The 18136-nt window shown below is 61.4% G+C and carries 17 protein-coding genes and 1 pseudogene; 6 read left to right on the top strand and 12 right to left on the bottom strand.

The window, feature by feature from the left end; translation table 11 throughout:
• Nucleotides 1-65 precede the first annotated feature (65 nt).
• A pseudogene (locus U5A57_RS38730) lies at nucleotides 66-548 on the top strand (ISNCY family transposase); the annotation flags it as partial.
• Nucleotides 549-599: 51 nt separating this feature from the next.
• Here U5A57_RS38730 and U5A57_RS38725 read toward each other — a convergent pair.
• The 11 genes from U5A57_RS38725 to U5A57_RS38675 all read right to left on the bottom strand — a co-directional run bounded on the left by U5A57_RS38725 (nucleotide 600) and on the right by U5A57_RS38675 (nucleotide 9537).
• Nucleotides 600-1295: an RNA polymerase sigma factor gene (locus U5A57_RS38725; RefSeq protein ID WP_321917381.1), complete on the bottom strand. Its 696-nt coding sequence runs from the start codon at nucleotides 1293-1295 to the stop codon at nucleotides 600-602.
• A gap of 17 nt (nucleotides 1296-1312) precedes the next feature.
• Complete coding sequence (locus U5A57_RS38720; protein ID WP_321917375.1) at nucleotides 1313-1645, bottom strand: cupredoxin family copper-binding protein; 333 nt, start codon at nucleotides 1643-1645, stop codon at nucleotides 1313-1315.
• Entirely contained in the window at nucleotides 1642-2172 is a 531-nt protein-coding gene (locus tag U5A57_RS38715; RefSeq protein ID WP_321917373.1) for a DUF4142 domain-containing protein, read from the bottom strand. The genes U5A57_RS38720 and U5A57_RS38715 overlap by 4 nt, the downstream gene beginning before the upstream one ends.
• A gap of 401 nt (nucleotides 2173-2573) precedes the next feature.
• Nucleotides 2574-2918: a hypothetical protein gene (locus U5A57_RS38710; RefSeq protein ID WP_321917371.1), complete on the bottom strand. Its 345-nt coding sequence runs from the start codon at nucleotides 2916-2918 to the stop codon at nucleotides 2574-2576.
• 581 nt (nucleotides 2919-3499) lie between these two features.
• Nucleotides 3500-3940, bottom strand: coding sequence for a hypothetical protein (locus U5A57_RS38705; protein ID WP_321917369.1), 441 nt, complete (start codon nucleotides 3938-3940; stop codon nucleotides 3500-3502).
• A 264-nt stretch (nucleotides 3941-4204) separates the two neighbouring features.
• Entirely contained in the window at nucleotides 4205-4561 is a 357-nt protein-coding gene (locus U5A57_RS38700) for a hypothetical protein (protein ID WP_321917367.1), read from the bottom strand.
• A 181-nt stretch (nucleotides 4562-4742) separates the two neighbouring features.
• Nucleotides 4743-5675, bottom strand: coding sequence for a hypothetical protein (locus U5A57_RS38695; protein ID WP_415774712.1), 933 nt, complete (start codon nucleotides 5673-5675; stop codon nucleotides 4743-4745).
• A gap of 109 nt (nucleotides 5676-5784) precedes the next feature.
• Nucleotides 5785-7212 carry a TolC family protein gene (locus U5A57_RS38690; RefSeq protein WP_321917364.1) on the bottom strand — a complete coding sequence of 476 codons (1428 nt, stop codon included), beginning with the start codon at nucleotides 7210-7212 and terminating at the stop codon, nucleotides 5785-5787.
• A 67-nt stretch (nucleotides 7213-7279) separates the two neighbouring features.
• Nucleotides 7280-8458: an HlyD family secretion protein gene (locus U5A57_RS38685; protein ID WP_321917363.1), complete on the bottom strand. Its 1179-nt coding sequence runs from the start codon at nucleotides 8456-8458 to the stop codon at nucleotides 7280-7282.
• Nucleotides 8459-8944, bottom strand: a complete 486-nt coding sequence (locus U5A57_RS38680; protein ID WP_321917362.1) for a DUF3302 domain-containing protein — start codon at nucleotides 8942-8944, stop codon at nucleotides 8459-8461. It lies immediately after the preceding gene.
• The gene (locus tag U5A57_RS38675) at nucleotides 8941-9537 is read right to left on the bottom strand and encodes a hypothetical protein (RefSeq protein WP_321917360.1); all 597 of its coding nucleotides are present in this window, start codon (nucleotides 9535-9537) and stop codon (nucleotides 8941-8943) included. Before U5A57_RS38675 ends, U5A57_RS38680 begins: the two co-directional genes overlap by 4 nt.
• A gap of 217 nt (nucleotides 9538-9754) precedes the next feature.
• On the opposite strand from U5A57_RS38675, the gene U5A57_RS38670 reads away from it, so the two are divergent.
• The 4 genes from U5A57_RS38670 (at nucleotide 9755) to U5A57_RS38655 (ending at nucleotide 15478) form a co-directional block, all read left to right on the top strand.
• Complete coding sequence (locus U5A57_RS38670; protein ID WP_321917358.1) at nucleotides 9755-10603, top strand: EAL domain-containing protein; 849 nt, start codon at nucleotides 9755-9757, stop codon at nucleotides 10601-10603.
• A gap of 239 nt (nucleotides 10604-10842) precedes the next feature.
• A complete protein-coding gene (locus tag U5A57_RS38665) occupies nucleotides 10843-11505 on the top strand; it encodes a response regulator transcription factor (protein ID WP_321917357.1) in 663 nt (220 codons plus the stop codon).
• The gene (locus U5A57_RS38660; RefSeq protein ID WP_321917356.1) at nucleotides 11502-14813 is read left to right on the top strand and encodes a hybrid sensor histidine kinase/response regulator; all 3312 of its coding nucleotides are present in this window, start codon (nucleotides 11502-11504) and stop codon (nucleotides 14811-14813) included. Before U5A57_RS38665 ends, U5A57_RS38660 begins: the two co-directional genes overlap by 4 nt.
• 158 nt (nucleotides 14814-14971) lie before the next feature.
• Nucleotides 14972-15478, top strand: coding sequence for a glycine zipper domain-containing protein (locus tag U5A57_RS38655; protein WP_321917354.1), 507 nt, complete (start codon nucleotides 14972-14974; stop codon nucleotides 15476-15478).
• Between the two features lie 151 nt (nucleotides 15479-15629).
• Here the strand turns inward: U5A57_RS38655 and U5A57_RS38650 are convergent, their stop codons facing one another.
• On the bottom strand, nucleotides 15630-16535 hold the full coding sequence (locus U5A57_RS38650; protein ID WP_321917353.1) for a LysR substrate-binding domain-containing protein: 906 nt from the start codon (nucleotides 16533-16535) through the stop codon (nucleotides 15630-15632).
• A 185-nt stretch (nucleotides 16536-16720) separates the two neighbouring features.
• On the opposite strand from U5A57_RS38650, the gene U5A57_RS38645 reads away from it, so the two are divergent.
• Entirely contained in the window at nucleotides 16721-18121 is a 1401-nt protein-coding gene (locus tag U5A57_RS38645) for an MFS transporter (protein WP_321917352.1), read from the top strand.
• The last annotated feature ends 15 nt before the right edge of the window (nucleotides 18122-18136 follow it).

The raw sequence follows: 18136 nt of genomic DNA, 5'->3' as shown, positions 1-18136 counted from the left end.
TCTGTTGTAGGTCCCAAACGCTCGCGTGAGGCGTCGACCAGGGGTGAACGATGAACGGACGTGATTTCGAGGCCACGCGTGCGTATCTGGAGCGTTACGGCAAGCCGGTGGCGCTGTACAGCGACAAGGCCAGCGTGTTCCGCAGCGTGAGCGCTGGCAAAACCGGGCGCAGCGTGACGCACTTCGGGCGCGCGATGTACGAGCTGAACATTGACACGTTCTGCGCGAACTCCAGCCCGGCCAAGGGCCGTGTGGAGCGCGCGCACCTGACGCTGCAGGACCGCCTGGTCAAGGAGCTGAGGCTGCGTGGCATCAGCACGGTCGCCGACGCCAATGCGTATGCGCCCGCTTTCATGCGGGCCTGTAACGTGCGCTTTGCGAAGCCGCCAAGGAGCACGTTCGATGCGCACCGGCCGTTGCGTGAGGACGAGGATCTGGACGCCCTGCTCACCTGGCGTGAGACGCGGCGCGTGACGAAGTCGCTCACGGTGCAGTACGACCGCGTGATGTACCTGCTCGACGACACGCTGCAGAACCGGAAGCTGGTGCTTTCCCCGGTTAGCGGATGCCAATGCACCGCACTCCTTAGCATTTCCACACTACCCTGATCGTCGCAGCCGGGCGAGTACGGCTGCGACGATTCGGTCGCAATTCCGGCCGCCGAACTCGAACAGGTCCGGGCCCAGCCGCTCCAGTTCCTGCATCAACGATTCACGCAACATTTGCCTCGCCCTGAAGTGTCGGCTTCGAACCGTAGCCTCGGCAATGCCCAGGCTCTGTGCCGTTTCCTCGATGCTTAGCTCCTCAACCGACCGGAGCACGAACACCGTTCGAAAGCCCACAGGCAGTGCATCGAGCTTGCGCTCCAGCAGCGCACGGATCTCCGCGCGCGAGGCCGACTGGTCGGGGGCGTAGTCGTCACGCGTGTTCAACGGGTTCATATCGGAAGTCATCTGCTCGTCGTCGGGACAATCCGGCAGCATGGGCACGACGTTCTGGCGGCGAGCCGCACGGCGCATCCTGCCGAGGCATTCATTGAGCACGAGGCGCGACAACCACGTATAAAGCGCGGCGTCGCCCCGAAATCCGGCGAGCGCCCTGAAGGCCTTCAGATACGCGTCCTGCAACGCGTCTTCCGCTTCGGCGTCGTTGCGCAGCGTGGCGCGGGCAAGCCGGTACAGGCGCCGGTTGTGGCGGCGCATCAATAGCTCGAAAGCCGCGAGATCGCCCGCCATTATGCGGCGCACGATATCCGCATCCGGATCCGTCAATCCGCTCTGGTGCACGTCGGCCATTGCAGCGCCTCGCTCTGTCATGGTGTCGGCTCGACGACCAGTGTGCCACGCATCGCTGGATGAAAGCGGCACCCGTACGGGTGACGGCCGGGCTCGCTCATCACATCTCGCCAGGACGCTTCTGGTGCGATGCTGCCTGAGTCGAATGCCTTTGCATCGGTGCTCGCCGTATGTGCCACGAGGTCCCTGTTAACCCACACGACACTGTCCCCCCGCTGCACGGTCAGCGTCGACGGGACGAAGCGCATCTGCTCGATCGTCACGACCCAGGTCTTCGCAACCGCGGGCCCGGCGTCAACCATGCACAGGATAGCCCAGACGCCCGGCAAGATACGTCGTAGGCCGCTCATTGCGCAGTCACCAGCGATGCCTGCACGCGCTTTGCGTGATCCAGATGCGCGACGAACGCAGGCCGGACTTTCACGAGCAGTGCCTTCAGTTCGGCGTTCTTCGCGCTCGGGATCAGGGTCTTGTCGAGTGCGTCGATGACCTGTTCGTGATAGGCAACTTCATGATCGATATACGCACGATCGAACTGTGCACCTTGCAGTGGCTTGAGGGCCGCAATATTGGTTTCACCGCCCTGCTTCAGACTGTCGCTGGTCGGACTGGACTCGGGCGTAACGTGGAGCTTCTGTACGAGGCTAACGGCCGCCTGGTTGACGCTGGTATGGTCGGCGACCATGAGTTCGGCGAACGCCTTGACGTCTTTCGACTGCGTTCTCGATCCGGCGAGCCTGCCGGCATCAATATCGGCCTGGTTCGCCACAACGACGATAGCGGCAATCTGCGGATCGGTCGGGCCAGAACCCTGCGCCAAACCGGTAGCGCTTGCGAGCGCAAGCGCGGCGAGCAACGGCCAGCGGATGCTTTTCATCTGAGTCTCCTGAAGGGGCGGGAAGGTCGCCCGGCGCACCGAGCGCCTGGTCACCGTCCTGCACTCGCGGAAATAGATGTCGCGAGCTGCAAACCTGTTCCCGAATTCGGCGCGATCGAGCTAGACGATTCGACCGGCTGGAATAGAGCGAATCGCGAATCGCTGATTAGGTTCCGAATTCGGGGACAGTCTCATCAGTGAGATCTCTCTCAACTTTTGGCGTCGGTATTGACTTCAGGCTTTACATCACCCGCCGAGGGATTGTCACGTTCGCGGACGCGCGGACAAGAGCGGCAACCAGTCAACGCCGAATAAGGCCCGTCTATACAAATCGGCACACTCGTGGACGAGGGCAAGTCGGCCGGGCGAACGTAGTGCCGTCTACACCCTGGTTCGTGCCTTCAGCCGTCGCTTGATTCTTGCACAAAGGCCACGGCCTCCTCGAACAATTGGTCTAGCGCCTCGAACGCGGGACTTGTCACCGTAAAAGCCAGCCAATGTGGTGATGCCAATTGCCCGAATGGCTGGAACGAGCGGCAACCGGGAGTCTGTAGCAACGCGGCGACAGAGAGTTCAGGGAGCTTGAGGGCAATCAGATTTCCACATACGCAGGCCGCTATGCTCCCGTGCAGCGCAAACGTCGTGCAGCCTGACATTCTGCGCTCGCTGATGCCGTTATATTTGCCCGCTTCAGCCCTTAACGCAACGAGAAGCCGGATGTCTTCCTGTTCGTTGGATTCCTTCATGGCACGCCCCTTTTTTTCACTCTCTAAGCGCATACGAAGACTCGAGCATCGCGTCTTGGCGAAGTGCTTCAGCTATACGCGCCACCGGGCAGCGTTATTCCAGCCATGTGTTGGCGCGACCACATTCGGCCTAACGGAACGAGGCCAACGCGGGTTGATGAGTCTGACGAATGTGCGCACGTCGTTGTCCGACGGTCCGGGCCATTTAGCGCTTGGCTAAACGCGCCCACCCGGCGCCTTTACAGGATCGTCCAGCACCTGCCGCTTCAACGGGTCCCTGGAACCACGTGCGAGCGGCAAAGGCGTGTTCGACGGAATAGTTACGTTTGCCACGACAGGCTGTGTGCTTGCGGGTACTAGCCCACGCCTTCGCGTTTTCCTTCACAAGTCAGGCGGTCGCTGCCACTGTACCGAGGAACGCGTGATGGGCCGCATGGTGCCTCGCGACACGCCGAGCCCGGCCGCTTTCCGACAACCTGAAGCACTAGCCGTCACGGTGAACGCAACGCCAGGGGTTTGGGACGTCCAACGTCGGCTCCGGCGCAATTACAGTCGTTCGAGCCGACGTGGATCCCTGCCGATCAGTGCGATTCAGTCGCCGTCGCTTTGGGTTCAGGCGTGTGGCGAGCGAAAATGTCGATGTACTTTACACAACTACCGTCGTCGGTGAATGCGACCATCGCGAGGTTCTTGCTCGTCACAAGGCCCGAATACTTGCCTTTGCCATCGGCGAGCCTATCCACTTGATTGCCGAACGCTTGCCTGAAACCGTCAGGAGTCAGGCAGAAATCGTGGCTAATCAGCAAATGCAAAGTAGAAGACACAGTCGCATGCCGGCTATAAGCGTTCTTCCAGATTTGCCGGTAAGTAGAATCGATGGAGAAGGCATCACTTCTCTTCTGAAATCCGCGGTATGTAACGAAGACTGTGCCTCCGACCGTGGTGTTGCGCTCCGTTTCATACAGGGGCGCATCGAAACCCTTCGATACAGAATCGAAGTTGTCCGCATCGCCGTCAGACATGAAATGTGAAATTGCCGCGAGGGTTCGCGCTCGCGCTTCAGGAGGCAGCGTACTCGATTGAGGCGTAGGCGGTACAGCGCAGGCGGCGAGACAGAGTGCGCCAGCGGAAACGATGAATTTGCGTCGCAGAGATGTGAACGACATGGGTCACGAGCCTTGAACAGTCAAACCCCTTCTTACGGCACGTGCGCAGAAAAATTGATATGGAAAGCGAAAAACGCCCGGCTTGCCGCCTTGCTGCGGGCGGCTGTCCGCTCTGAAGCGCTACATCGTGCTCGACGGCGCACTGGGCGCCACCGTCACCCATTCGCGGTTGTCGACTGCAGGCTGGGCCGGCACGCCACATATGAATACGAGATCACGAGCATCGTCCTTTGGCCCCAAGCCGCTTTCGAGCCGATCGAATGCGTAGACCACTTGCACAGATTTGCCAGCACAAACCCTCCTGGCAACCTTGAAACAGGTCTTGCTGCTTTCGAGCAGGCCGTGGCAATGAACGCCCCAGCCCACCTGATCATGGGACAACTTGACGGCTTCCAGATTGTGCGCGGGACGAGATGCCGTCGTACAACCGGCGAAAAATACTGCGACTGCCAAGACAGGGAGAATACGGATCTTCATTCAATTCTACCGAAAAATTTTCGTTGACTGCGCTTCACTCCAGGTGCGCCAAAGTTCAACAGACCGGGATGTCCACAATGAAATAAAACCAAGTATTCCTACATGAATTGATCAGTGATTCGATTCATGGAAACTGCAACCGGCCACACTGATTCAACAAACAGCAGTCTGAGATTTGACTTCACCACCGGTAGCCAATGCCAGTCAGGATAACGTCGGTGTCGCGGTCGTAACGCGTCACGACGCGGTTCCACTCGATTCGAGCATCCCACCTGGGGCTAAAGCGCCAGGAGCCGGCAATCGTGACGATTCCAGAGAATTTGCCGGCCCCGGGGCCCGGCGACGCACTGTTTTCGTTCTCGTTGATCGCATAGTAGGCACCCGCCCCGACGCCCAGCGTAACCTTATCGTCGAGAAACACGCGCGTGAGCCATAGCTGACTGGTCACGCCATCGCGCCGGGCGACTTTCGTGCTGCCCTCATGCAGATATCCAAGCGTCCAGTCCACGTTGTCCGTGAGATTGCGCCGATAGTCGATGGCGCCGCCGAATGCGTCCGGCGAACGGGTCGAGTTGACGATAGTCTTGCCGAGATACAGGGCAACCTCGTTGCTGGTCACCTTCTTCGAAGAACTCGCTGCCCAGTCGCGGGGTCCCGGCGCATCCGGTGCGTCCAGTTGATAGGCCACGCCAAGCATCACGCCCATCGAGTCCGGGCCTTGCTGCACATGGACACGGTTCACCTGCAATTGCGTGACCCAGCGGTTGGATGCATACCAGGAAGCGCGTACGCTGTAGACGATGCCCCAACCGTGCACATCCGAATAACTGCCGCCTGGCTCCCCGGTGGTCGTGTCAAAGTAGCGATACGGTCCGAGCCCGGCTTGCAGCACGAACTGCGGACTGCCTACCGGCACCCTCGCCCAGAACTGGATGAGCTGCCCGTCGCGGTGATGATTCGGGATATGTCCTTCGTTAAGCCACGTGAAGCTTGTCGCCATGGACTTGCCGAGTCCTTCCTGGTAGCTGAACGCCCAGGTATAGGTGTTGATGCTGCTGGCTCGCGACCCGCCGCCGAGCAGGGAGAATTCCTGCGCTTGCGCCGGCGTTGCCATGGCCAGCCATAGCAGGACGGCCCCGACCGCCACGTTCACAATGCGCGGCACTGCGAATGAACAACGGAGCCTTCCCTCGCGCATCCCGCGCTCCCCGATCCCTGGGTGCTTACTGCGCGGCATCGCTTTCATGAATCCCGCTCTTCTGCGATTTCGCCGCGAGGCTCGCATCTGGAAAGTCCGGGGGCGAGAAGCCGCCCCCCTGCGCGCGCATTTCACCCGCCTCGCGCCAGTCGCCACCCAATGCGAGCACCAGGTCGATACGCGCGTTGAGCTGGTCTGCGCGCGCGCTGAGTAGATCCGCCTCTGAGAGCAGCAGCGTTTGCCGGCTCTTCAACGCGCCGCGCTCATCCGCTGATCCGATTGAGACACGCGCCTCCTCCCGAACCAGCAACGTGTGGCATTCCTCGACACGCGCCTGCAACTCCGCGACCCGCGCCTTGTAACTCGTCTCGGCCTGAAGCCCCGCTTCGACTTCGCTCAGCGCCTCCAGCGCGCGGTTGTCATAGGTGACGATTGCTGCCTTTTGCGCTTCGGTATAGTAATCAGCCCGGGCCTTGAGCTTGCCTCCGGTAAAGATCGGTGCAAGGAATGAAGCGCTCACGCCCTTGACCGGACTGCTCGAGTCCATGAGCGACAGCACGTCGCTTCGGATTCCCGTGATCGCAACGTCGATGGAAACGCTGGGTAATCGCGCGGCCTGCGCCGATTGACGCTGGTCGAACGCCTCCGCAACACGATGCGACGCCGCAATAAGGTCAGGCCGGCGTTCGACGAGGTTCGCAGGTAAGCCCGCAGGTGGCGCGGGCGGCAACGCCGGCAATGACGGCTCGGCCTCGACTTCCCCACCCGGATAGCGGCCTAGCAGCAATTCCAGCGCTTGCGCGGCTCGGACTCTCGCCTGAGTCGCCTTGATGAGGGCATCCTGATTCACTCTCAGCGCGTTGCGCGCTTCCTCGAGCTCCGTTTGCGGGGCTGCGCCGATGACCACGCGGTGCCCTTCTATCCCGACAAGCCGCGCCTGAACCTCGACGATCTGCTTGAGCGCGCTCTCGAGTTCCGTACATTTGATGAGTGAAAACCAGGCCTTGGCAGTCGTTGCCGCCACGACCCGCTGTGCCCACACATAATCGGCTTGCGTCGCGGCGCGTTCGGATTGCGCCGCCCGTGACTGCGCGCGGATACGCCCCCAGAGATCGAGTTCCCAGCTCGCGCCAACCGAAACGATCTGCGACTCGGATTCACCCAGCCTGCCCCTCGCGCCCGCGGCTGGAAGCAGCCCGCTGCTCTGCACGGTCGCGAGCGCCTCGGCCTGCTGTACGCGAATCGCGGCAATGGCCAGATCTCCGTTGTGGTCGATCGCTTCGCGCACGAGCCGGTTCAATTGCGCGTCATCGAAGCCGGCGAGCCATCCGTCGGCGCGATCTCCGGGCGTGCCACGATTGGCCCATTGGCGCCGGCTGTCGAGCGATGGAACCGCCTGAGCGGCGAGGTCGCTGGTCTTGGGTGGCGTGTCGAGCGCACAAGCAGAAAGCAATCCAAAAGGGATCGCAAGCAGAACTGAACAGGTTTTCTTAAGAATCAACGACGACACAATCATTCCTTCAATGCAGCTTGAGGACGAGATAATTCAGCCTTGAGCTCACCCGTAGAAACACCATACGAATGAGCTGGATCGCCTCACCATGCTGCGTATAGATCGCCCCTGCGCCCAGCGCGCCGACTGGGAGGAGCGGCCACTTCGATGGATCGTCCAGTGCGAGCTTGACGGCGAAGCGATTCGGCGCTGCGGCGACCGAACCGGTGTTGGGAAGCAGCCCGCCTTGAGGGAATTGCCCTTGCGACTGCGCCCAGACGATCGAGTCCACTTTCGCCTCGAGAATCGCTCCTGGCATCGTTGGGAGGTACACTTCGGCCACGTCGCCTGGCCGCACGTTGTACAGCTCGTTCTGACCATAGAAAGCAATCAGTTCCTGGTCGTCCTCAACGAAGCTGAACGCAGGCGTCAACGGCAGGGGGACCAGCATCGTGCCGACGCGTACCTGCAGGTTCACGACCCGGCCATCCGCCGGGGCGCGATAAACGGTCTGGGATAGCTCCCACCTGGCGTTGTCGAGCAGGCTCACGGTTTCCGCGCGGTGTGCCCGTGCGGCAGCAATGGCGGCGAACTCACCCTGGCTTTGCGCCGAGAGCTTCGCCTTTGCCTCGCCTTCCTCAGCCTGCGCACTGACCAACTGGCCTTCCAGCTCGCTCTGCCGCGCCATGGCGTCGTCGCGATCGAACTTCGAGCCTGCCCCCGCCGCAAGCAATGCGTCCTGCTCCTTCACTCTTTGCCTCGCGAGCGACAACGAGGCTTGCACGGTGCTCACCTTCCCCGCTTCGCGGCGCACGGACTCCGCAAGCTGCCGGCTCGAAGCGTCGGCTTGCGCAACGGCTGCGTCATCGGCATGCAGTCTTCCCTCCAGTTGCGCGACCGACAATTCATACGGCGTGGGATCGATACGAAGCAGGACATCGCCTTTGCGGTAGTGCCTGTTACCTTCTGCCGGAAGCTCGACAATGCGCCCCTTGACCTGCGGCACGACCTGCAGGACCTTGCCGACCACTCTGACGTCATGCGTCGATGGCGCCATGACGTTGAGGGAAAGAATGATCGTTGCGAGCGCAATGACAGGCAACGTGAATGCGATGACCATGGAGACCGGATTCCACGGCAACCATTTGAACTTGAAGAAGATTAGCCATACGCAGAACGCGTAGATACCCAGAATCAAAACTTCCATCTAAACCTTGTCCTTCTCATTGGCGACTGCACAGACTTGCTCGCGCGCATAAACCGGCGTTGCCGGAGCGTCGGCATCTTCCGGTGGCAGTTTGTCTGTGCCGTAGGCCGCCCGGTAAAACACCGGCTTGGTATGCGCCCAGAGCCACGCCAATGGCCAAAGAAGACCGCCAAAGAACAGTGACAGCAGGCACAACGCGTGAATCGCCTCCAATTGCGGATGCTGCTTCTTTCTTGCCACTCTTTCCGGCAAGATATGAAGAACCCAAAATACGTAGATTCCGGCAATCGGTACGACGGCGAGAACCACCCACGAAATGAAATCTGCGGCATGTTCGAGGGTCCCTCGCGAAACCGAGGCGAAAGTTGGCGAACTCAGCGCCAAAAGTGCGACGCCAGCCGCCAGATATCGCCCCGAGCGGGCTAAAGCGTTGACGCTACGCGTACGCTCAGCCCAATATTGCATTTGCTTCGATTCGAATTTCATGGCATCTGCGGCTGCGATAGAGGTTCATAGCTGAGGCGATCCTGGCCGCAATCCGGGTAGCGTCCCATGCATCGATTCGACACGGCGCCCGTGAATACCATCATCGGCACCGCCTCCCTCAGTCCCAGCGTGATCGTCATCACCCCCGCGTTTCCCAGGTCGCTCAGCACCGGGTCAATTCTTGCGCGACCCAGTGGTGCAACTGCAGAACGACTTCCGGTTTCCCGGCGCGAAGCCCGGTCGTCCATGCTTTGCGCCTGCTCTGTATAGAGCAGGTCGTATTTGTCTGGTGCGGTATCGCCATGTTCCCTGGATCGGGCCACCTCCATATTGAAACCGAATCCATAGCCTGCATTCGGGGATATGCGAGCCCATCCGTCAGTGGGAATCGCCTGTGGCTGTGCATGCGCCTGGCTGGCGCCTGCCACGGCCAGTGTCAGCGTGAGTTGATGCGCCGCGGCGCGGATCCTGCCGCTCCACTGCGCGAGATGCCACTGCCGAATAGGGCTGCAAGCGTGGCGGACGCTCGACAGGAGCGCGGCGAGCCGGCCAGTCCGCCTTCGCGAAGCCGCTGAATGATCGTTCCCGTTCATCTAAGTCGTTCCCTTGCGTTGGGACACACATCGCGAATAGCAATATGTGTGGTGTCAATCGTTCCATCAGGTCGGTAAATTACGCGCCGCGGCATCGCGTCGCTATCACAGGAATCAGAAAGTGCGGGAGCGCCCTTTCTGATTCCTGTGATAGCCCGGAAGATGGGCTCGCCCTATTCTCCCGACGAGATGAAATTCCACACAGGGGAGACGGGGAATGATCAATGGCTTGTGGCGCGAAGCAAAGCGTGCATATTCGTCTGGGGAGCGTCCGACCGGGAACGATGCGCCTGAGTGTGCGAGTAGCGCCTCGGTCGGCAGATCGCTGGTCGAATACCAACCGATCGTTTCCGCGCGATCCGGTGTGTTGACGGGAGCCGAGGCCATTGCCCGGCGCAATGCTGAGCCCGCTGTGCTGGCAGTGCCGGACTTCGAGACCGTCTTCAACGACGGATGTGCCAACCTCGCTCATTGGCAGTGCTGCACGCCCGACAAGGTGGCGCTATGCATCGACATATCGACCGATCAACTTCTCGATGACCGGTTCACCCCTTTGGTTGCGCGCGGTATCCGGCAACATGCCGTTCAGCCCGCCCGAATCAGGTTCGAGATGCGCGAGCCCGCGGCTCGGGACGTCACCGGCAACCTCATTGCTCGACTGTCGGTCCTAAGGCGTATGGGAATTTCCGTCGTTCTCGACGATTTCGGCCTCAAGCATTCGACCCTCACGAGCCTGATTGCATTGCCAGTCAGCGGGCTGAAATTTTCCCGTCGGTTCACGGAGAGTCTTCCGCACGATCCAACATCGGCCGCCATTTTGAAAAGCGTTGTCAGCCTTGCGCGCGACCTCGGAATTTGCGTAGCCGTCGACGGTGTGGAGAACCCCAGCCAACTCGCCTGGCTCGCCCGGTTTGGCGATCTCGACGCACAGGGCAATCTGATCTCGGGACCGCTCTCATCTACCGCGCTTCTTCATTGGCTACTCCGTTCGTCTGGCATATCGGCACCAGCTCGCCGACGCGGTCAATCCGCGAGCAAGGGACTTCTGCGCGCGTCGGCGCGATAGAAGACGGGGCACTTGAAACACCGGCGCGCAGCGTGACATTGTTCCCGAAAGTGCGGGAAAACCCGCATTCAGGTAAACTAAAAAAATCGTCACATGGCAATGAGGCGATATTTCACAGCCTGGGTATCGACCCTTATTTGGTTGATATGTCTACTTCGTCTCAGATCGCATTTGATGCTTATGCGGTCTTAATCACCATTTTTACCGGACAGAGTGTTATCTGCACGGCCATCATGTAGATGACTCATCAACTACAATCCAAAACCTTATCGGCAGCGATTGCCGACGATCACCCGATGGTCCGTCTAGCGATCAGAGATGTACTCAGTACCATCGGCTATCAAGTCGTTGAGCTATGCGAGTCCGGCAACGCGCTCTATGAAGCACTCGAACGGCAACGCTTCGATCTCGTCGTGACCGATTTTTCGATGGAGCGCGCACCGGGCAGCGAAGACGGTCTGCGCCTGATCCAGCGTCTGCGCGGCCGTCATCCCGATACACCCATTGTCGTTTTCACGATGCTCACTAACAGCGGTCTGCTGGCCTGTATCAAGGCGGAAGGCGTGGCTGGCATTGTCGGCAAATCGGAAGACCCGGAAATTCTGAAACGAATCTGTCTGAACGCGATATCGGGCAGCGTTGGCCCGCATCTTTCCCCGGCCGTTGCGAACAGGATCCTCAGCGCGGGTGGACGCCCCGGTGCAAATGCGTGCAATTTGTCCCCCAAGGAAATCGAAGTCGTGCGCATGTTCGCGAACGGCGACTCGCTTACGAGCATCGCGGCCTCCTTTCATCGATCGCTCGCGACGATCGCGGCCCAGAAGCGCTCCGCCATGCAGAAGCTGAATATCGCCAACAACGCCGACCTGATCACCTATGCGCGTGACCATGGTCTCGTATGACGAAGAAGACGACACCTCGACGCGATGAATCACCCCTGCGCACCTTCGATTCCGTCGAGAAAAACCTGCAGCGCGAAAGACGTGTCTTTTCAATCGTTGTGGCCCTGCTCGCGCTATGCACACTCGCCTGTGCGGCGGTGGCGATCGCCGTACGGCTGAACGCCTCGCTGCGCGCACAGGAACAACTCGCACGACTTTATGAGCAAAGCGTGGTGGATGCGGTGCTCGAGCGCCGCAGCGCCCTCACGGCTTCCAACCTCGTACTTGGCCTGCGCGCCAACGATCCCTTCCATCCTGACTCCGGAGATCGTGCGAACAGTGTATGCGTGCGCGTTTCGCCGTCATCGCGCCAGGACGCTGTGCTTCGGCAGAGCTGCGACGAGGCGGTGCGCATCCTGCTCGCGGCGGGGCAGATGCCAGCTATCGAAATGATTTCGGTTGCTGACGGGGCAGCGTACCGATACGTCACCCCTTATTCGGCGCGATCGCGCGACGAACCGAGGTATTCGTCGACGCAGACTTCGATGATCGTGGACGCAGTGCTCAATCAGTACCGCGCCGCGAGAATCGATCTGCTGGAGGCGGCGCGGGAAAAACGTGTCGTCTGGCTAACGATACCTTCTGGGCAATCACGGGATAGACCGGACATGATCGGCGCGTCCCTGATCGCGAAAGGCAACCGGATCTATGCCGTTGCGCTAACACGCATCGCGCTGAGAGATTTGCTCCAGCCGGCAAGAGAGGGGTTGGCCGTTCCGGATGCGATTCTCTTTGACCGCTTTGACGCTCCATTGGCCAGTTCCGGAGATGAGGTCAATGCCGGACTGCTCGACCACAAGCTGCAGGGCCGTCAGGACGGTGTATTTCACTGGATTCCCGGTTATGGCTGGGCGCTTCGGCTCACACCGCTGACTGCCGACTTCGGCCGCCTCGTCTTCGTGCTCCCGCCCGGGCAACAGTTGCAGAAAATGGCCGGCGAGTTGCAGTTGATCGGCGCCGTAACGGCAGTGGTCCTCACTCTCCTTTTCGCCATGTACCGCCACTGGAACTACCGCTTCCTCGCGGTGACGTACGAGGAAGCTTCGCGGGCGCTCGAGAGCGAAATGCTCAACCATCTTCTCGTGCATGCGAACCCCGTAGGGTTGTGCATCGTGCGGCGCGAGACGCTGGAAATCATCGTTTCAAACCAGATTGCGCGCGAGGTTCTGGGCATTTTGCCGGGAGAAACGCGCCTGCCTCATGGTCTGCGCGCCGTGTTCGACGCGCATTTCGGCGCGCAGACGCCGAGCGCGAGCGAATCCGGCATAGTCCAGATGCCATTTACCCTGAAGCTGGCAGACGGTGATCCGGTTCACCTCGAGATCACCTATGCGCCTGCCGAAGTCAGGCAGGAGCCGGTGCTGTTTTGTGCGATCGTAGACATGACCGAGCACCACCACTCGAAGCAGTTGTTGCGGCAAGCCAAGCTCGCCAGCGATGCAGCCGCGAAAGCGAAACTCGCATTCTTTGCATCGATGAGCCACGAATTAAGAACGCCGCTTTCCTCGCTGGTGGGAAATATCGAATTGCTTGCTTTGGGGAAACTGGATGCCGGACAAAGAGAACGCGTTCGCGCGATGCAGGTTTCGTCAGACGGTCTGTTGCAGGTGGTCAACGACGTACTCGATTTTTCGAAAATCGATGTTGGCGCATTGAGTATTGAAGAAACGCCTGGGTCACTCGCCGACCTGCTGCACGGGATCGCGGCGTCGCACGCACGCGAGGCGGCCAAGCGCGGGCTGACCTTGCACGCCGTTCTCGACCGGCGCATTCCCGCTGAGCTCTATTTCGACGCGGTGCGCGTGTCGCAGATCATCAACAATCTGCTGAATAATGCGCTGAAGTTCACGCACACCGGCAAGGTGGTGCTGCGTGCGCGATGGTCGAATGACGGCGTTGCCATCGAGATTTCGGATACCGGCGTCGGGATTCCCGAGGACCAGCGCGATCGTCTTTTCCAACCGTTCTCGCAGGCGGCAGCACACCGCCTGGGCAATGCACGGGGCACCGGGCTGGGTCTCTCGATCTGCGCGAAACTCTGCGAACTCATGGGCGGACGGATCAAGCTTGACAGCATGACGGGAGTAGGCACGCGCGTCACGGTGAACCTGCCCCTCAGGGCTTCCGATGCCGGCAGCGACGCCGATACATTCGCGAGCGCGCCAGTCCCCCGAACTGCGATTTTATTTCGCGCACCTGAGCATTATGAAACGCTGCTGAACCATCTCGACTGGACGGGCAGTCCGCCCGCGGCCATACGGGACACCTGCGAGCCGCTCGACAGCGAGGCATTCGAATGCCTCGTTGTTACCGAAGAATTTTCTCCAGACGACGTTGTTCGCTGGTGGCCAGCGCCAGCCTCGATCGTTTGGGTAAAGCAGCAGGGTCCGCTAATCGCCTCGATACGGCCGGACGAAGGCCACGATGTCTCGATATACAGTCGCGCAGGATTTCAGGCTGCGCTGCTTGGCGCGATATCGGGTGGTCCGCTGCCTGGACCGTTCATCGATGCGTGCGTCGGCCAGGCGCCCGAGAAGCCGCTAAAGGGCCTGCGCGTCTTGATCGCCGAAGACAATGTCTTGAACCGTAGCCTGCTTCGCGATCAACTTTCCGTCTTGGGCGCCAGCGTGCTCCAGGCGAACAATGGTTACGAGGCATTGAGGACACTATCGAACAGTCGTGTCGATGCTGTGCTGACCGATATCGATATGCCCGATATGAACGGGTTCGAACTGCTTCGCGAGATGGATACGCTCGCTCTGGATATCCCGGTTTACGCGATCAGCGCAAGCACGCGGCATACGGTTGTTTCTGAGGCGCGCGCAATGGGCTTCGCAGACTATCTTACGAAACCCGTCTCGCTCGCGGTCCTCGCTTCGATACGCAATGGCATCGTTTCAAAGGAAAAGGCGTTTCATCGCCCGTCACCCGAAAGCGAGATTCCAGACATTCCGCGCGTGCCATCAGCCTATGCAAGCGCTTTTCTGGAGCAAGCCGAAAGCGATCTTGAAACACTGGAAAGCGTCATTGCCGAGCGCAACGTTCCACAACTCGAGCGAACGTTGCACCGAACCTCGGGCACGCTCGCCGTTCTCGAGCGTTCAGAACTGCTCGCGCTCTGCGAAGAGTTGCGTCAATACCTCGCGGAAGTGGGAAGCTGGAATGCCGAAATCGAAGACCAGGCCGCGTTCGTCCTGCAGGAACTCGCGCGCATGTGCGAATCGGTAAGGCGAAGCGATATCGATTCCAGATCAACTGAGGCGACGTAGCTGGCACTTTCCAACTTCTATGATTGTGGCCATTGCCGGGAAGACGCAATATGGTCATGACAGCCGCAGCGATCAACAGCGGATCTGTCGTTTCACTTCATGTGGATTCTCCCTTTTCGCCCGCCTTCGTGCGGGCGACTTTTTCCCGCAAGTCACTTATGAGCAAACGTCGACAATTCATGTTCGCCGCGCAGGCTGCGTTCGCACTGGCGTCCGTTATCGCGCCAGCCGTGGCCGAAATTGCGCAGGCGCAGGTCGTGTACCCGAAGCCCGTGATTTATCCCGCAAGGGGGCAGTCACCCTACCAGCAGTCGAACGACGACGCGGCCTGCTATAGCTGGGCGAGGCAGCAAAGCGGCGTCGATCCCGCATTCGCGGCGACGGTGCCCGCGCCCGTCGTGGTGCCGGGCGGTCAGCGTGTGGTCGGCGCAGCGCGCGGTGCGGCGGCGGGCAGCGTAGCCGGGGCAATTGCCGGCGACGCCGGCAAAGGGGCCGCGGCGGGGGCCGCGATCGGCGCAATGGCCGGTGGAATGGAACGGCGTCAGGAACGCCGTGGGATAGCCGCGTACAACGCACAGGCCCAGGCGAACAACGAGTACGCAATGTCTTCTTATTGGCACGCATGGCGTGCCTGCATGACGGGCCGGGGCTATACGGTTGAATAGCGCGTCGTGCGCCGCGATCGCACGCAGGTTGGTAGCGAATGCAAAGCGGCCCAGTTGGGCCGCTTCGTCCCGAGCATCTACGACTGCAGATCGCTGTACTCGACAGAATCCAGTTGCCGCCTCGGCGCGCGTGCGCTGCCACGACCCCCACTCAAAGCGCCGTCCACTCGCTCTGCGCAACCTCACGAATACAACGGATAAAGTACGCCGCGGCACGCGTAAGCAAGCTGTTCTCACGCACGAGAAGGCTCATGCTCAGGCGCGGCAGATTGGCCGCCAGCGGCAACGCCGTAAAGCGCTGGCGCAGTTCGGGCATGCCGATGGCAAAGAGCGACCAGAAGAACACCACGTCGTTGGCCATCGCCAGGCTGTGAAAAAGCGCCTGTGAAGTGCAACGCGTCACGCGCGGCGGCGGCGTGAGCCCCTCCCGCGCAAACAGCTCCACGAGAAAGCTCGGGAAGCGCTCGGTGAGATCGGTGTGAATCCACTCGGCGTGATGCAGTTCCGCCAGCGACCGGGCGTGCGCAAGCGGACTTTCGCGGTGCACCGCGAGTGAGGTCGGCAGCGAAAAGAGTTCCTCATGCTCCACGGGCACGCCACCGGCGCTGCCCGTGGCGGCGCCCACGGCGAAGTCGAGGCTGCCGCTGCGAAGCTGGGTAACGAGCTGATCCGAGGTGTATTCGATGAAATCCACCTTCACTTCCGGCCACGCCTGGCGAAAGCGCGCAAAGGCGCGCGGCACGATGGTCAGCCCGGCCAGTGGCGTGACGCCGATCGCCAGTTCCCCGTCGCGACGGCCCTTGAGCTGGTTGATCTCCTCCTGCGCCCGGCGCACCTCGCGCACGATCAGGCGTGCCCGCGCCAGCAACGCCTGCCCCTCGACGGTGAGCACGACGCCGCGTGCCTGGCGCGTCACGAGCAGGATGCCGAGTTCCGCTTCGAGGTCTTTGATCGCCTTGGTAATGGCTGGCTGCGTGAGGTGCAGGGCCCGGGCGGCCCCGTGAAAACTGCCCTGGTCGGCCACGGCGACCAGCGCGATGAGTTGGTGATGCTTCAAGAGCGGCCGCCTTCACTGATAAACACTGGTAATCATTATAAGAAATTTTTGATTGTTGTTTGATATTGGCTCCCGCAGAGTGCGGTCACCTGAAGAGGATGGCCATGCACCGCATCGCTCAGGCACGCCGGTTTGGCGCCCAGCGCCGGGACCTTTGTCACACGTTTCACCGCAACCGCACGCCCATGAAGAAGCACCCTGCCGAAGCCCACTCCGCCGGCGCCGGCCCGCTGGCCGCCCCCTGCGCCGTGCACACAGAGACAGCCGATCCCATCGTGCTCGATCACACCACGTCGTTGCCACCGCAACCAGGTGCCAGCGAATCGAGCCCAGGCGGCGGCCGCCGATACATCGTCGTCGCGCTGCTCATGATCGTCATGGTCATCGCGGTGCTCGACAAATCGATCTTCGCCTTCGCCGGTCCGCAGATCATCGACGAGCTCAAGCTCACGCCCGCGCAGTTCGGCTCGATTGGCAGCGCCTTCTTCGTGCTGTACTCGATTTCCGGGCTGCTGGTGGGCTTCGCCGCGAACCGGCTGCCCACGCGGTACATCCTCGCCGCGATGTCACTGGTCTGGATGGCCGCGCAACTGCTCACGGCGCGCAGCAGCGGCTTCGCCATGCTGGTTGGCAGCCGCATGCTGCTCGGTGCGGGCTGCGGGCCGGGTACGGCCGTCACTCAGCACGCGTGTTTCAAGTGGTACGCACCGCGCGAGCGTGTCGTGCCGGCGGCGCTGATCCAGGTCGCGATCATGCTCGGCGCCATCGCCGGCGCGCTCATGTTGCCGCTCGTGATCCAGCGCTTCGGCTGGCGCGCCGGTTATTTGATGCTGGCCGGCGTGAGCCTCGTCTGGCTGCTCGTGTGGATGGCCTATGGCCGCGAAGGCACGTACGACGATGCGGCGCAAACGAGCGCCGCCGCCACCGCCCCTTACCCGCGCCTGCTGCTCAATCGCAGCTTCGTGCTGGTGACGCTCGCGGGCTTCTGCAGCTATCTGCCCACGGCGCTGATTTATAGCTGGGTGCCGGTCTATCTCCAGCGCGGACTTGGGCTCGCGCCCATCCAGTCGGGCTACGTGGTGATGGCCGCGACGCTCGGCGTCATCGTGCTCAATCTCGTGGTCTCCACCGCTTCGCAGCGCGCGCTCACGCGCGGCGCAAGCGTGCGGCGCGCACTGGTCGCGCCGCCCATGCTCGCCTGCCTGCTGGGCGGCATCGCCATGGCCGTGCTTGGCTTCGGCTCGCCGAGCCGGGCCGGCACGCTCGCCCTCTTCCTGCTCGGCAGCATCCTCGTCAACTTGCTGCCCGCCTTTGCCAACAGCATCGTCGCGTTTTTCGCGCCGAGCCGGCAGCGCGGCAGCCTGCTCGCCATCCATATCGGCCTCATGACGAGCGCGGGCATGGTCGCGCCGCTGCTGGTCGGCCGCGCCGTCGAGCATGCGGGCGGCCTGATCGCGCCGGGCTTCGAACTCGTGATCGGCGGCTTTGGCCTCGCCCTCGTCGCGAGCGGCCTGCTGGGCCTGGCGCTGATCGATCCCGAGCGTACGCGCTCGCACCTTCTCAACTGCGATACCCAACCGCGCTGATGCGCACTCCAACAA

The sequence above is a fragment of the Paraburkholderia sp. J11-2 genome, assembly GCF_905220185.1.
In the GTDB taxonomy this organism is placed as follows: Bacteria; Pseudomonadota; Gammaproteobacteria; order Burkholderiales; family Burkholderiaceae; genus Paraburkholderia.
The sequence above is the reverse complement of the archived record's forward strand: the minus strand, read 5'-3'. Positions and strand labels throughout refer to the sequence as shown.

Bases quoted from the DNA above. Each gene is read 5' to 3' on its own strand.
- U5A57_RS38700 (WP_321917367.1), bottom strand. From the start codon at position 4,561: ATGAAGATCCGTATTCTCCCTGTCTTGGCAGTCGCAGTATTTTTCGCC.
- U5A57_RS38675 (WP_321917360.1), bottom strand. From the start codon at position 9,537: ATGAACGGGAACGATCATTCAGCGGCTTCGCGAAGGCGGACTGGCCGG.
- U5A57_RS38670 (WP_321917358.1), top strand. From the start codon at position 9,755: ATGATCAATGGCTTGTGGCGCGAAGCAAAGCGTGCATATTCGTCTGGG.
- U5A57_RS38695 (WP_415774712.1), bottom strand. From the start codon at position 5,675: ATGGCAACGCCGGCGCAAGCGCAGGAATTCTCCCTGCTCGGCGGCGGG.
- U5A57_RS38655 (WP_321917354.1), top strand. From the start codon at position 14,972: ATGAGCAAACGTCGACAATTCATGTTCGCCGCGCAGGCTGCGTTCGCA.
- U5A57_RS38680 (WP_321917362.1), bottom strand. From the start codon at position 8,944: ATGAAATTCGAATCGAAGCAAATGCAATATTGGGCTGAGCGTACGCGT.
- U5A57_RS38705 (WP_321917369.1), bottom strand. From the start codon at position 3,940: ATGTCTGACGGCGATGCGGACAACTTCGATTCTGTATCGAAGGGTTTC.
- U5A57_RS38645 (WP_321917352.1), top strand. From the start codon at position 16,721: ATGAAGAAGCACCCTGCCGAAGCCCACTCCGCCGGCGCCGGCCCGCTG.
- U5A57_RS38725 (WP_321917381.1), bottom strand. From the start codon at position 1,295: ATGGCCGACGTGCACCAGAGCGGATTGACGGATCCGGATGCGGATATC.
- U5A57_RS38685 (WP_321917363.1), bottom strand. From the start codon at position 8,458: ATGGAAGTTTTGATTCTGGGTATCTACGCGTTCTGCGTATGGCTAATC.
- U5A57_RS38710 (WP_321917371.1), bottom strand. From the start codon at position 2,918: ATGAAGGAATCCAACGAACAGGAAGACATCCGGCTTCTCGTTGCGTTA.
- U5A57_RS38665 (WP_321917357.1), top strand. From the start codon at position 10,843: ATGACTCATCAACTACAATCCAAAACCTTATCGGCAGCGATTGCCGAC.
- U5A57_RS38715 (WP_321917373.1), bottom strand. From the start codon at position 2,172: ATGAAAAGCATCCGCTGGCCGTTGCTCGCCGCGCTTGCGCTCGCAAGC.
- U5A57_RS38660 (WP_321917356.1), top strand. From the start codon at position 11,502: ATGACGAAGAAGACGACACCTCGACGCGATGAATCACCCCTGCGCACC.
- U5A57_RS38720 (WP_321917375.1), bottom strand. From the start codon at position 1,645: ATGAGCGGCCTACGACGTATCTTGCCGGGCGTCTGGGCTATCCTGTGC.